Below are 12,385 nucleotides of genomic sequence, written 5' to 3' on the forward strand. Positions count from 1 at the left end.
GCCGGTTAACGGCCCGATTCAGGGAGCATGGAATGCAGGACCGCAAATGGTCGAGACGCGACTGGCTCAAGGTGACGGCAGCGACGGCCGCTGGCATGGTGTTCGCCGAACCGCTGCGGGCGGCGCCGCCGCCGGCTGAGACCGTGACGCCGGAGCTGATCGCGGCAGCGAAGAAGGAAGGCAAGATCTCGTTCTACAGCGCGCTCGAATTGAACACGGCGGAGCGTCTCGCGCGCGACTTCGAGCAGAAATATCCGGGGATCAGCGTCCGCGTCGAGCGCTCCGGCGCCGAACGCATCTTCCAGCGTATCGCCCAGGAGCAGGGCAGCGGCATCCATGCCGTCGACGTCGCCAACTCGACCGATCCCGCGCATTACCTTGACTGGAAGAAGAATGATTGGCTCGCGGCCTATCTGCCCGAAGAGGTCGCCAGGCATTTTCCCGACGATCAGATCGATCCTGATGGCACGTCGGCGACGTCCTGCGGCTGGTTCGAGGTGATCGGCTACAACACCGAGCAGGTGAAGCGCGAGGAGGCGCCGAAGAGCTATGCCGATTTGCTCGATCCGAAATGGCGCGGCAAGATCGTCAAGGGCCACCCGGGCTACTCCGGCGCGATCCTGACCGCGACCTTCGTGCTGGCGCGCGATCTCGGCTGGCCGTATCTGGAAAAGCTCGCGCAGCAGCGCGTGATGCAGGTGCAGTCGGCTGCCGATCCGCCGAAGAAGATCCTGCTCGGCGAGCGCGCGGTCATGGCCGACGGCAACGACTACAATCTTGTGCTGGCCAAGGATCAGGGCAAGCCGGTCGAGGTGGTCTATCCGACTGAGGGCGCGCCGCTGATCATCGTGCCGAGCGGCGTGTTCAAAAGCGCGCCGAACCCGAACGCGGCGCGGCTGTTCCAGAGCTACTTCTTCAGCGCCGAAACCCAGCAGATGCTGGCCGACGAGTTCGCGCACCGTTCGTTCCACGCCAAGGTGAAGGAAAAGGCCGGGCACGTGCCGCTCGACAAGCTGAAGATGCTCAAGGCCGACCCGGTCCAGGTGCAGGCGCAGAGCGAGGAGATCAAGGCGCGTTACGCGAAGCTGTTTCGAGTGTGACGGCCAGTCCTCGCCCCCCATCCTGCGAGCGACGTCAACAACGAGGAGCATCGGACAATGGCGATCGGGGCTTTGCGGACCGCGGATGTATGCTTTGATGGCCTTCCCGGCTATGCGTTCGCGCCCAACTATCGTGACGATCTTCCCGGCTATTCCGGTTTGCGCATGCACTATCTCGACGAGGGAAGGGGCAATGCCCGTGTTGCGCTGTGCCTTCATGGCCAGCCGACCTGGAGCTACCTTTACCGCAAGATGATTCCCGGCCTCGTCGCCTCCGGCTATCGGGTGATCGCGCCTGATATGTTCGGGTTCGGTCGCTCCGACAAGCCTGTCGAGGAGTCCGTCTACACCTTTGACTTCCATCGTGAGAGCCTGATCGCCCTGATCCGTGCGCTAGATCTCGGTCGCATGACGCTGGTTTGCCAGGACTGGGGCGGGTTGCTCGGTCTGACCATCCCGATGGAGATGACCAATCGCTTCGAAGCGCTGCTGATCATGAATACCATGCTCGCGACCGGGGACCGCCCGCTGACGAAGGGCTTCATGGATTGGCGCGCGTGGAGCAACGCAAATCCCGACATGGCGGTCGGTAAACTGATGGCGCGGGCCTGCCCGCAGCTCTCACCCGCGGAGGCTGCGGCCTATGACGCACCTTTCCCTGATGCCAGCTACAAGTCCGGTGTGCGCAGATTCCCAAATCTTGTGCCGGACCGGCCCAATGCCGGCGGCGCGGCCCTCTCACGCAAGGCGCGCGAATGGTGGCGAAGCGAATACTCCGGCAAGACCGCGATGGTCATCGGCATGACCGACCCGGTGCTCGGGCCGGCCGTCATGGCGGAGATGCGGCAAACCGTCCGCAATTGCCCCGAGCCGGTCACGCTCACCGCAGCCGGACACTTCGTGCAGGAATGGGGTGAGGATGTCCTGAGGGGCGCGCTGCCGCTCCTGTCCTGAACGCGGAGGTGGGTAAGCCGGGCAACCGCAGCCCGTAGGATGGGTAGAGCGCAGCGAAACCCATCGCGCCAGTGCAAGGTGTGCGATGATGGGTTTCGCTGCGCTCTACCCATCCTACAGCTCTCATTCTACGGGCTCAGGCCGCGCGCATCGCGCGCTGTGCGCGGTGGGCCTGCGGTGACAGCAGCGTCAGCTTGCGGAAGGCCTTGCGAAAGCTGCTCTCATCCTTGTAGCCGGTGGCGCGGGCGATGGCCTTGATCGGTTGCGCCGTCGTCTCCAGCAGCGTGCGCGCGTGCTCGACGCGGCGGCGCGTGATGAAGGCCTGCGGCGGCTCGTGGGTCAGTTCGCGGAAGCGACGATTCAGCGTGCGTTCGCTGAGGCAAAGGCGTGAGATGATGGGTATCACTTCCGCCTTCGCTTTTCGAGCTACGGCGGACAAGTCGCTCCACCCATCCTACGGATCGCGTTAACCTCCCACTTCTGCGCTGAGCATGGGCCCGAACAGCTCCCATCTGTCGCCCTTGAATCGTCTGAGCTGCATCTGCTTGATCGGAGCAAAGTCGATCGCACTGGTGTTCATGCTGATGCCCGGCAACAGGTTGGTGGTCCTGAAGTCCTTCAGGTTGGCAGCCTGCTTCATCACGTTGGCGCGCGTGAGATCGTCGCCGCACTGCTTTAGCACCTGAACCAGCGTCTGGGCGACGTTGTAGCCAGTCATCACCAGGCCATCGGCTCGATTGCCATCGGGGAAATATCTGGAGAGATATTCGTCGAATGCCTTCATGCCGGGGTCGTCCTTCCATTGCGGATCGAGCGGATCCATCAGGTAGGCAACCGAAATGATACCTTGTGCGTTCTCGATGCCCGCGGGCTGGATCACGGCGCCGAGCGAGGAGCCGACCGAGTTGAGGATATGCAACGGCTTCCAGCCGATCTCGGCCGCCTTCTTGATGGCCTGCGCTGCGAATTTCGGTGTGGCAATGTTGACGAATACATCGGCGTTCATCGACTTCATCTTGACGATGTGCGTGTCGATCGTCGGCTCGGCCACCTCATACGCATCCTCGATCACGATCATCGACGCCGCCTTGTCGCCGAGGCCGTCCTTCAGGCCCTTCAGGTAGTCTTTTCCGTAATCGTCGTTCTGGTAGAGGACGGCGATCCTGCCGCGAGGCTTTTCCTTCAGGATGTGCTTGGCATAGATCCGTCCCTCGCTCTGGTAGCTGGGCTGCCAGCCCATGGTCCACGGAAAGTTCTGCGGATCATTCCACTTGGTCGCACCGGTCTGGATGAACAGCTGCGGTACCTTCTTCGTGTTCATGTATTTCTGGATCGCGCCATTGGAGGCCGTGCCGAGAGCGGCGAAGATCAGCAAGACCTCGTCGCCTTCGACCAGCTTGCGCGCCTGCTCGACCGTCTTCGGCGGACTGTAGCCGTCGTCATAGGAGATGAAGGTGATCTTTCGGCCATTGATGCCACCCTCGGCGTTGATCTTGCGGAAATAGGCCGCCTGGGCCCGTCCGCTGGTGCCATAGGCGGATGCCGGCCCGCTGTAGGGCATGATGTTGCCGATCTTGATTTCAGTATCGCTTGCGCCGGTGTCGTATTTCTTCTGGGCAAATGCGCTGCCTGCACCGACAGCGAGGATCATGATGGCGGTCGAAAGCGCCGCCATTCGTCGCGCGACGAAAGACATCTCGTTTCTCCCCATGAAAAAAATGAATGTGCTTGTATTACCGGGGACTGCTGTTGAGTCCTTGGCGGAAGTGAACACCCGACTCCACAAATTGTCGATTCCGAACATCCCGCTTTGCGTGTCGGCTCGCGTCACGTCAGTGGGTTCGTCAGTATTGCTGACCGTAGTCTTTCGGGCGGCTTGCAACTACGCAGCTCGCATCGCTCGCTGCGCGCGGTAGGCCTGCGGCGATGTCAGCGTCAGCTTGCGGAAGGCTTTTCGAAAGCTGCTCTCGTCCTCATAGCCGGTGGCGCGGGCAATCGCCTTGATCGGCTGCGCCGTGGTCTCCAGCAGTGTGCGGGCGTGCTCGACCCGGCGGCGCATGATGAAGGCCTGCGGCGGCTCATGAGTCAGTTCGCGGAAGCGGCGGTTCAGCGTGCGTTCGCTGAGGCCCAGCGCCTGCGCGAGGCTGCGCACCGTGATCGGCGCCTTGCCGGTGCGGCGCACCAGCATGTCCGCCTTCATCAGCAGCGGATCCTGGGCGAGCATGTAGCCAAGCGGCATGAAGATCGCCTGCGTGCGTTGCGCGGTGTCGATCACCGCATAGTCGGCGCAGACCTTTGCGACCTCCGAGCCTTCGACGAGCTCGATCAGCCGCAGCAATAGATCGACCCACGACATCGGGCCGGCGGCGCAGACCAGGCGGTCGGCCTGGGTGAGCACGGCGTCGCTCGCGAGATCGATCCTGGGATGGCGGCGGCGGAGCTCGCTCTGCAGCCACCAGGTGATGGTGGCGCGGCGGCCGTCGAGCAGGCCGGCATTGGCGAGCAGCAGCACGCCGCTGCAGAACGCGCCGATCAGGCGGCCGCTGGCATGTTGCTGGCGCAGCCAGGCGCCGGCCCGGTCATATTGCGGTTGCAGGCGCTCGGCGGTCAGATGGTCGACCAGGCTGCCCGGCACGATGATCGCGTCAAATGCCGTCCGCTTGCTGACCGCGCCGTCGACGGCGAGCAACTTGCCGCCGCCGGCGCGCACCGCCTTGCCGTCGAGCGAGAGCGTCTGCCAGGTGAAGCGCGCCTTGCCGCCGCGCAGCTGCATCACATGGTTGCCGAGCGTGAGGATGTCGGCGATGCCGGCGACCGCCGATTGCATGCAGCCTTCCAGCGCGAGGATCGCAAGCTTCATGGGACCTCCGGAATTTGTCGCCATCCTACCCGATCGGCGCAGGCAGGCCATGGCAGATATTGCCCGATCTCTGTCCGATCGGCCACTGCCTGATTGCACCGCGCCGGTCCATCTTCGTTGCGTTGTCACAACTCAGCAATGGAGAGAGACCATGCCTTACGTCACCATTTCCACCGTCCGCGGCATCTTCGATGTCGCGCAGAAGCAGACGCTGCTGCAGCGCGTTACCGATCTCATGGTCGAGGTCGAGGGGCAGGGTAACCCCGACTTCCGCCGCAACGTCTGGGTCAAGATCGAGGAGGGCGAGCCGGCGAGCTGGTCGCTCGGCGGCATGATCCCGACGCCCGACATGATCGCGGGCAATTTCGGGGCGCTCGATGCCGGCGGGCGGCGGGTCGCGAAGGCGAAAGCCTAGCCGCAGTCGGTAGGATGGGTAGAGCGCAGCGAAACCCATCGCTTTTCGCCGAGGTCCGCGACGATGGGTATCGCTTCGCTCCACCCATCCTACGGATCGCGCCTCGTGGCTACATCACCCAAAAACAAAAAGGCGCTTCCGATGGAAGCGCCTTTCGCATTCGTGAGTGGCCGTAGAGCTTACAGCGAGTAGTACATCTCGAACTCGACCGGGTGCGGGGTCATTTCGAAACGGGCGACCTCGGTCATCTTCAGCTCGATATAGGCGTCGATGAAGTCGTCGTCGAACACGCTGCCGTTCTTGAGGAATGCACGATCCTTGTCGAGGCACTCGAGCGCCTCGCGCAGCGAGCCGCACACGGTCGGGATCTGCTTCAGCTCTTCCTTCGGCAGATCGTACAGGTCCTTGTCCATCGCCGGACCCGGATCGATCTTGTTCTTGATGCCGTCGAGGCCGGCCATCAGCATCGCGGCGAAGCCGAGATAGGGATTGGCCATCGGATCGGGGAAACGCACCTCGACGCGCTTGGCCTTCGGGTTCGCCGTATAGGGGATGCGGCAGGACGCCGAACGGTTGCGCGCGGAGTAGGCGAGCAGCACCGGCGCCTCATAGCCCGGGACCAGACGCTTGTAGGAGTTGGTCGACGGGTTGGTGAAGGCGTTGATCGCCTTGGCGTGCTTGATGATGCCGCCGATGTAGTGCAGGCAGGTTTCCGACAAATCGGCATACTTGTTGCCGGCGAAGGTCGGCTTGCCGTCCTTCCAGATTGACTGGTGCACGTGCATGCCCGAGCCGTTGTCGCCATAGACCGGCTTCGGCATGAAGGTGGCGGTCTTGCCATAGATGTGTGCGACCTGGTGGATGCAGTACTTGTAGATCTGCATATGGTCGGCCATCAGGGTCAGCGTGTCGAACTTCATGCCGAGCTCGTGCTGGGCGGACGCCACTTCATGGTGGTGCTTCTCGACCTTGACGCCCATCTTGGCCATCGCGCCAAGCATCTCGGAGCGCATGTCCTGCACCGAGTCCTGCGGCGGCACCGGGAAGTAGCCGGCCTTGGTGCGGATGCGGTGGCCGAGGTTGCCGCCTTCATACTCGGTCGCCGAGTTGATCGGCAGCTCGGAGGAATCGAGGCGGAAGCCGGTGTTGTAGGGGTCGGCCGAATAGCGGACGTCGTCGAACACGAAGAACTCGGCCTCGGGGCCGACGAACACGGTGTCGCCCACGCCCATCGACTTCACCATGGCCTCGGCCTTCTTGGCGATGCCGCGGGGGTCGCGGTTGTAGGGCTCGCCGGTGGTCGGCTCGAGCACGTCGCAGGTGATGACCATGGTGGTCTCGGCGAAGAACGGGTCGATCGTCGCGGTGACCGGGTCCGGCATCAGGCACATGTCGGATTCATTGATCGCCTTCCAGCCCGCGATCGACGATCCGTCGAACATCGTTCCCTCGGCGAAGATGTCATCGTCGATCATGCTGACGTCGAAGGTGACGTGCTGCCACTTGCCGCGCGGATCGGTGAAGCGCAGGTCGACGTATTTGACGTCGTTGTCCTTGATCGATTTCAGGACGTCTTTGGCGGTCTTCATGAATACCCCTTATGGATGTGCGGGTCAGTTTCCAGCGGAGAGGGACGTTATTCCCGCTTTTGGCGAGTTCGTGTGACTGCTGAAACGAAATGAGGCTGCCGAAGCAGCCTTTTTTCTCTTTTGCCGTCAGAAAATCCGGATAGCACCGGGCTTAAATAGCGTCCAGCCCGGATTCGCCGGTCCGGATGCGGATGGCTTCCTCGATGTTGGAGACGAAGATCTTGCCGTCGCCGATCCGCCCGGTCTGGGCCGCGCGGCGGATCGCGTCAATCGCCTTCTCGACCAGGTCGTCGCCGATCACGATCTCGATCTTCACCTTGGGCAGGAAGTCGACGATGTATTCCGCACCGCGATACAGCTCGGCATGGCCCTTCTGGCGGCCAAATCCCTTGGCCTCGGTCACGGTGATACCTTGCAGTCCGACTTCCTGGAGCGCTTCCTTCACCTCGTCGAGCTTGAAGGGCTTGATGATGGCTTCAATCTTCTTCACTGAGCGCCTCCCGGGCATTGCAGATTGCAGGGTCGAGTTCGATGCGCGTGGGGCGCAGTCTGGTTGGTCTTAAGCCTTCCGGCGGGTGGCCGGAAACACGCGCAATGGTCGCATCGAGCGGCATTGTGCGCGGCTTCCTCAAAAGCAGGGTCTATGCCAAGTTGTTAAGGTCCCCGATTTTGGAATGTTATCAGCCTTTTAACAGGCAGTCGGCTGATATCGAACCACATGGGCTATGATATCCAAGCCCAACAAATAGGCAAATAGATCAATCCGTATGCAGTCGGCCAGTAGAAACCCCGCGAACGTCACAGGAATTGCCTCTCGAAAAGGCGAAGCGATTGAGGATTCGGCATGGACGTTCTGACCACCACCGAGATGGAGCGCGCCGACCGGCTGACCATCGCAGCCGGCACGCCGGGCTTCGCGCTGATGATGAGCGCCGGCCAAGCCGTCGCTGAAGCCGCGATGGAGCTGGTCGAGGAAGGGCCGATCGTCGTGGTCGCCGGCCGCGGCAACAATGGAGGCGACGGCTTTGTCGCCGCCGCCGAGCTCGCCGCGCGCGGCCGCGACGTGTCGGTGATCCTGCTCTGCGAGCGCGACAGCCTGCACGGCGACGCGGCGCTGGCGGCGAAGGGCTGGAAGTATCCGGTGCTGCCGTTCAACCCGCAGGCGCTCGGCAAGCCGGCGCTGATCATCGACGCGCTGTTCGGCGCCGGGCTCAATCGCCCGGTCAAGGGCGACCCGCTGGAGATGATCGCGGCCATCAACGCCAACGGTACGCCGGTGCTGGCGGTCGACCTGCCGAGCGGTATCAACGGCACGTCGGGCGCCGTCATGGGCGCGGCCGTGCAGGCGACCGAGACCGTCACCTTCTTCCGCAAGAAGCCTGCGCACCTGTTGCTGCCGGGCCGGATGTATTGCGGCCGGGTGCGCGTCGCCGATATCGGCATCGCGGCGCAGGTGCTCGACGAGATCAAGCCGCTGACTGCGGAGAATCTGCCGCAGGTCTGGCGCTGGTCGTTCCCGGTGCCGCGGATCGATGGCCACAAATACGCAAGGGGCCATGCCGTCGTGGTCTCGGGTGATATCGCCTCGACCGGGGCGGCGCGGCTCGCCGCGCGCGCGGCGCTGCGCGCCGGCGCCGGCCTCGTCACCCTGGCCTCGCCGCGCGATGCGCTCGCTGTCAACGCGGCGGCGCTGACCGCGGTGATGGTGCGCGCGGTCGACAATCCGATCCAGTTCGCCGAACTGCTCGACGACAAGCGCCTCAATGCCTGCGTGATCGGCCCTGGTGCGGGCGTCAGCGCGCGCACCCGCGACTTCGTTCACACCGCGCTGTCGGCGCAGCGGCATCTGGTGCTCGACGCCGACGCGCTGACCAGCTTTGCCGGCACTCCGGACCGGCTGTTCGAGGCGATCAAGGCCTCCGACGGCCTTGGGGTGGTGCTCACCCCGCATGAGGGTGAGTTCCCGCGGCTGTTCAGCGACATCTCCAACAAGCATCCCGGCCGCTCGAAGCTCGAGCGCGTCCGCGCGGCGGCCGAGCGTTCCGGCGCGGTGGTGCTGCTGAAGGGCGCAGACACGGTGATCGCATCTCCCGACGGCCGCGCCACCATCGCCGCCAACGCGCCGCCTTGGCTTGCCACCGCCGGCGCCGGTGACGTGCTGGCCGGCATCATCGCCGGCTTCCTAGCGCAGGGCGTCGCGGCATTCGAGGCGGCCAGCATCGGTGTGTGGCTGCACGGCGAAGGCGCCAGCGAGGCGGGGCCCGGCCTGATCGCGGAGGATCTCACCGAAGTGCTGCCTTCCGTGTTCCGCCGGCTCTATGACGAGTTCGGGATTGAGTATTAGGCGGCTCCAGCTTGCCGACATGGACGCCGCCGCACGCGTGCACCGCGCGGCGTTCGACGAAGCGTTGCCGTGGCTCGCGGGCCTGCACACGCCGGATGAAGATCGCTGGTTCTATCGCGAGCGAATGTTTGCGACCTGCACGCTGTGGGGCGCGTTCGACGGCGAGGCGATGAGCGCCGTCATCGCATTCCACGACGACTGGATCGAGCAGCTCTATGTGCTGCCGGCCGCGCAGGGCCGCGGCATCGGCGGCGCGCTGCTCGAGATCGCGCAGCAGGGCGCGGGCCAGTTGCAACTCTGGACCTTCCAGCGCAATGCGCGGGCGCGCCGCTTCTACGAGGCGCGCGGTTTTGCCGCGGTCGAGGAAACCGACGGCAGCCGCAACGAGGAGAGGGAGCCGGACGTGCGCTATCTCTGGGCGCGCAGGGCCGGCGGATGACATATTGATCGGATTGACTGACCCCGGGCGGATCCGGGGAACAGGACGGGGCTCACGGCGGGACGAAAGATCGTCTGGCAATCGGCCACCATTTGAGCACTTAATGCCTGTATCGACGAGCGAAAGTACCCTTGAGCCTCAAAGCCGCGTGGTACGGACCGGAGCACCATGACGAGTCCCTGCCGCGTTCTAATGATCTATCCGAAGTTCGTTCCAGACTCGTTCTGGAACTATACGGAAGCTTGCGAACTCGTCGGCGCGAAGTATCCGGCGGCACCGCTCGGACTGATCACCGTCGCCGCCATGCTGCCGAAGCATTGGGAGATTCGGCTCGTCAACCGTAACACCGAGCCTTCGACCGACGCGGACCTTGACTGGGCCGATCTCGTCATGATCGGCGGTATGCTCAACCAGCAGCCTGATTTTCTCCACCTGATCGATCTCGCCCACCGGCACGGCAAGCCGGTATGTGTCGGTGGGCCTGACGTCTCCTCGAGCCCGCACCTTTACGCGGATGCGGACTTCCAGGTGATCGGCGAGGCCGAACACATCATCGAGGAATTCATCGCCGCCTGGGAACGCGGCGAGCGCGAGGGCGTATTCATCGCCGAGAAATTCAAGATCGACGTCACGCTAAGCCCGATGCCCCGCTACGATCTGATCAAGTTCGATCATTATCTCTTTATTGGCGTGCAATATTCGCGTGGCTGCCCGTTCACCTGCGAGTTCTGCGATATTATCGAGCTGTACGGGCGCGTGCCGCGCACCAAGACCCCCGATCAGATTCTCGCTGAGCTGCAAGCGCTCTACGATCATGGTTATCGTGGGCATGTCGATTTCGTCGACGACAATTTCATCGGCAACAAGAAAAACCTCCGCATCTTACTGCCGCGGCTCAAAGCCTGGCTGGAAGAGCGAGACTATCCGTTCGAGTTCTCGACCGAAGCCTCGATCAATATCGCTGATGACAGCGAGCTGTTGCAGGCAATGAAGGACGCGAACTTCTTCGGAATTTTCGTCGGCATTGAGAGCCCGGATCCAGAGACCCTCGTGCAGATGAAGAAAAAGCAGAACACCAGGCGCAACATCGCCGAGAGCGTTCACAAGATTTACGACTATGGCATGTTCGTCACCGCGGGTTTCATCGTCGGGTTCGATACCGAGAAAGTCTCGATGGCGCAGGCGATGATCGACTTCATCGAGGAGGCGAGCATTCCAGTCTGCATGGTCGGACTGCTCTATGCGCTGCCTGGCACACAGCTGACGCGGCGGCTGGCCCAGGAAGGCCGCCTGCACGAAGGCCATGATCTCATGAAGGTCGAGCAGGCGGGCGACCAATGCACGCTCGGCTGCAATTTCGACACCAAGCGTCCGCTTCGTGACATCCTTGTGGACTACAAGGCTGTGCTCGGGCACGTGTTCAGCCCGGCGGCCTATGCAGGGCGGCTGTCGCGGCTTTCCGTCATGCTCGACCGGTCCGACCGGCGCCGCGATCTGCCCGATGGCGACGTGCGCACGAAGCTTGGCGGCATCGAGGGCGTACACAGGATCATGCGGACCCTGCCGGAGGTTCGCGAGCCGTTCTGGAAGACCTTCGTCGAGGTCGCCAAGTCCAATCCAGGCGCACTGCGCTACATCGTGATGCTGATGGCGCTGTACCTGCATTTCGGGCCGTTCTCGAAGCACGTGATCGGTGAGATTGACCGCCGGATTGCCGAACTGGATGCCATGCCTCCGGTAAGGGTCGCGGAGCTTGTGCCGCGAGCTCAGCTCGACGCCGTTTGATGGACGGCAAAGTTCGCTGGACTCTTGGGCAGCTGACGCAACTCAGGCAACGTCGGTGGAAAGCGAAACGCTCTTCCACGCATCGAATTCGGCTTGCAGCAGTTCCATTTTTTCCTCGACCAGCCGCACGGCATCGCTGCCGAGCAGCAGATGTGTCGGCGGATCGGCCGCCAAGGAGAGTTTCAACATCGCCTGCGCGGCCTTTTGGGGATCGCCGACCTGCCAGCCACTCAGTTCCATGCGGCGTTTGCGGATTGGATTGATGACAGCGTCATAATCTCCGATCGACCGCTCCGCCCGTACCATCGATCGTCCGGCCCAGTCGGTGCGAAAGCCGCCCGGCTCGACCGCGGTGACCTTGATGCCGAAATCCTTGACCTCCTTGCCGAGGGATTCGGATATCCCTTCCAGCGCGAACTTGCTGCCATGGTAGTAGCTGAGGCCGGGCATCGTGATGATCCCGCCCATCGACGTGATGTTGAGAATATGCCCGGCGCGCCGCTTGCGCATGAAGGGCAGCACCGCCTGGATCATCGCCACCGCGCCGAAGACGTTGACCTCGAACTGGCGTCGCAGATCGTCGATCGATGATTCCTCCAGAATGCCCTCGTGGCCATAGCCGGCATTGTTCACCAGAATGTCGATCGCGCCGATGCTGCGCTCGACGTCGGCGACGGCGGGCGCGATCGCCTCGGTGTTGGTGACGTCAAGAACCACCGCGTGCACGTCGGCGCCGAGCGCTTCGAATGTCCGCTTGTCATTCTCGTTGCGCACGGTGCCGGCGACGGTATGGCCGTCGCTCAATGCTGCCTCGGCCAACGCGCGGCCGAAGCCGGACGAAACGCCCGTGATGAGGAAAGTCTTTGCCATGGAGATGTCCTTCAGATCGAGATTGCCGG

Annotated in this window: 12 protein-coding genes; 6 read left to right on the forward strand and 6 right to left on the reverse strand. The window is 63.2% G+C overall.

Annotated features, from left to right (window positions below; genetic code table 11):
* Positions 1-32 precede the first annotated feature (32 nt).
* Positions 33-1,100 carry an ABC transporter substrate-binding protein gene (locus JQ573_RS27265; protein ID WP_212314918.1) on the forward strand — a complete coding sequence of 356 codons (1,068 nt, stop codon included), beginning with the start codon at positions 33-35 and terminating at the stop codon, positions 1,098-1,100.
* A gap of 57 nt (positions 1,101-1,157) precedes the next feature.
* Positions 1,158-2,054: a haloalkane dehalogenase gene (locus JQ573_RS27270; RefSeq protein ID WP_212314917.1), complete on the forward strand. Its 897-nt coding sequence runs from the start codon at positions 1,158-1,160 to the stop codon at positions 2,052-2,054.
* Positions 2,055-2,190: 136 nt separating this feature from the next.
* Here the strand turns inward: JQ573_RS27270 and JQ573_RS27275 are convergent, their stop codons facing one another.
* The 3 genes from JQ573_RS27275 to JQ573_RS27285 all read right to left on the reverse strand — a co-directional run bounded on the left by JQ573_RS27275 (position 2,191) and on the right by JQ573_RS27285 (position 4,914).
* A complete protein-coding gene (locus JQ573_RS27275) occupies positions 2,191-2,460 on the reverse strand; it encodes a helix-turn-helix domain-containing protein (protein WP_312011641.1) in 270 nt (89 codons plus the stop codon).
* A 60-nt stretch (positions 2,461-2,520) separates the two neighbouring features.
* Positions 2,521-3,750 carry an ABC transporter substrate-binding protein gene (locus tag JQ573_RS27280; RefSeq protein WP_212314916.1) on the reverse strand — a complete coding sequence of 410 codons (1,230 nt, stop codon included), beginning with the start codon at positions 3,748-3,750 and terminating at the stop codon, positions 2,521-2,523.
* Positions 3,751-3,936: 186 nt separating this feature from the next.
* Positions 3,937-4,914, reverse strand: coding sequence for a GlxA family transcriptional regulator (locus JQ573_RS27285; protein WP_212314914.1), 978 nt, complete (start codon positions 4,912-4,914; stop codon positions 3,937-3,939).
* A gap of 151 nt (positions 4,915-5,065) precedes the next feature.
* Between JQ573_RS27285 and JQ573_RS27290 the strand changes: the two genes are divergently transcribed.
* Positions 5,066-5,329 (forward strand): tautomerase family protein, encoded by a 264-nt coding sequence (locus JQ573_RS27290; RefSeq protein ID WP_212314913.1) that lies wholly within the window; start codon positions 5,066-5,068, stop codon positions 5,327-5,329.
* 179 nt (positions 5,330-5,508) lie between these two features.
* Here the strand turns inward: JQ573_RS27290 and glnA are convergent, their stop codons facing one another.
* Entirely contained in the window at positions 5,509-6,918 is a 1,410-nt protein-coding gene (glnA, locus tag JQ573_RS27295) for a type I glutamate--ammonia ligase (protein WP_212314908.1), read from the reverse strand.
* Between the two features lie 151 nt (positions 6,919-7,069).
* Positions 7,070-7,408 carry a P-II family nitrogen regulator gene (locus tag JQ573_RS27300; protein ID WP_011441447.1) on the reverse strand — a complete coding sequence of 113 codons (339 nt, stop codon included), beginning with the start codon at positions 7,406-7,408 and terminating at the stop codon, positions 7,070-7,072.
* Positions 7,409-7,762: 354 nt separating this feature from the next.
* On the opposite strand from JQ573_RS27300, the gene JQ573_RS27305 reads away from it, so the two are divergent.
* The 3 genes from JQ573_RS27305 (at position 7,763) to JQ573_RS27315 (ending at position 11,486) form a co-directional block, all read left to right on the forward strand.
* Positions 7,763-9,262: an NAD(P)H-hydrate dehydratase gene (locus tag JQ573_RS27305; RefSeq protein ID WP_212314907.1), complete on the forward strand. Its 1,500-nt coding sequence runs from the start codon at positions 7,763-7,765 to the stop codon at positions 9,260-9,262.
* Positions 9,237-9,701, forward strand: a complete 465-nt coding sequence (locus tag JQ573_RS27310; protein ID WP_212314906.1) for a GNAT family N-acetyltransferase — start codon at positions 9,237-9,239, stop codon at positions 9,699-9,701. Before JQ573_RS27305 ends, JQ573_RS27310 begins: the two co-directional genes overlap by 26 nt.
* A gap of 168 nt (positions 9,702-9,869) precedes the next feature.
* Positions 9,870-11,486 (forward strand): B12-binding domain-containing radical SAM protein, encoded by a 1,617-nt coding sequence (locus JQ573_RS27315; protein WP_212314905.1) that lies wholly within the window; start codon positions 9,870-9,872, stop codon positions 11,484-11,486.
* A 42-nt stretch (positions 11,487-11,528) separates the two neighbouring features.
* On the opposite strand, the gene JQ573_RS27320 is transcribed toward JQ573_RS27315, so the two are convergent.
* A complete protein-coding gene (locus tag JQ573_RS27320) occupies positions 11,529-12,356 on the reverse strand; it encodes an oxidoreductase (RefSeq protein ID WP_212314904.1) in 828 nt (275 codons plus the stop codon).
* Between the last annotated feature and the right edge of the window lie 29 nt (positions 12,357-12,385).

It is taken from the genome of Bradyrhizobium sp. AUGA SZCCT0105 (genome assembly GCF_018129565.1).
In the GTDB taxonomy this organism is placed as follows: Bacteria; Pseudomonadota; Alphaproteobacteria; order Rhizobiales; family Xanthobacteraceae; genus Bradyrhizobium.

What these genes read in the sequence shown, in the direction of transcription:
- JQ573_RS27265 (WP_212314918.1), top strand. Translation starts at nt 33, where the DNA reads ATGCAGGACCGCAAATGGTCGAGACGCGACTGGCTCAAGGTGACGGCA.
- JQ573_RS27315 (WP_212314905.1), top strand. Translation starts at nt 9,870, where the DNA reads ATGACGAGTCCCTGCCGCGTTCTAATGATCTATCCGAAGTTCGTTCCA.
- JQ573_RS27305 (WP_212314907.1), top strand. Translation starts at nt 7,763, where the DNA reads ATGGACGTTCTGACCACCACCGAGATGGAGCGCGCCGACCGGCTGACC.
- JQ573_RS27320 (WP_212314904.1), bottom strand. Translation starts at nt 12,356, where the DNA reads ATGGCAAAGACTTTCCTCATCACGGGCGTTTCGTCCGGCTTCGGCCGC.
- JQ573_RS27310 (WP_212314906.1), top strand. Translation starts at nt 9,237, where the DNA reads ATGACGAGTTCGGGATTGAGTATTAGGCGGCTCCAGCTTGCCGACATG.
- JQ573_RS27290 (WP_212314913.1), top strand. Translation starts at nt 5,066, where the DNA reads ATGCCTTACGTCACCATTTCCACCGTCCGCGGCATCTTCGATGTCGCG.
- JQ573_RS27270 (WP_212314917.1), top strand. Translation starts at nt 1,158, where the DNA reads ATGGCGATCGGGGCTTTGCGGACCGCGGATGTATGCTTTGATGGCCTT.
- JQ573_RS27280 (WP_212314916.1), bottom strand. Translation starts at nt 3,750, where the DNA reads ATGTCTTTCGTCGCGCGACGAATGGCGGCGCTTTCGACCGCCATCATG.
- JQ573_RS27285 (WP_212314914.1), bottom strand. Translation starts at nt 4,914, where the DNA reads ATGAAGCTTGCGATCCTCGCGCTGGAAGGCTGCATGCAATCGGCGGTC.
- glnA (WP_212314908.1), bottom strand. Translation starts at nt 6,918, where the DNA reads ATGAAGACCGCCAAAGACGTCCTGAAATCGATCAAGGACAACGACGTC.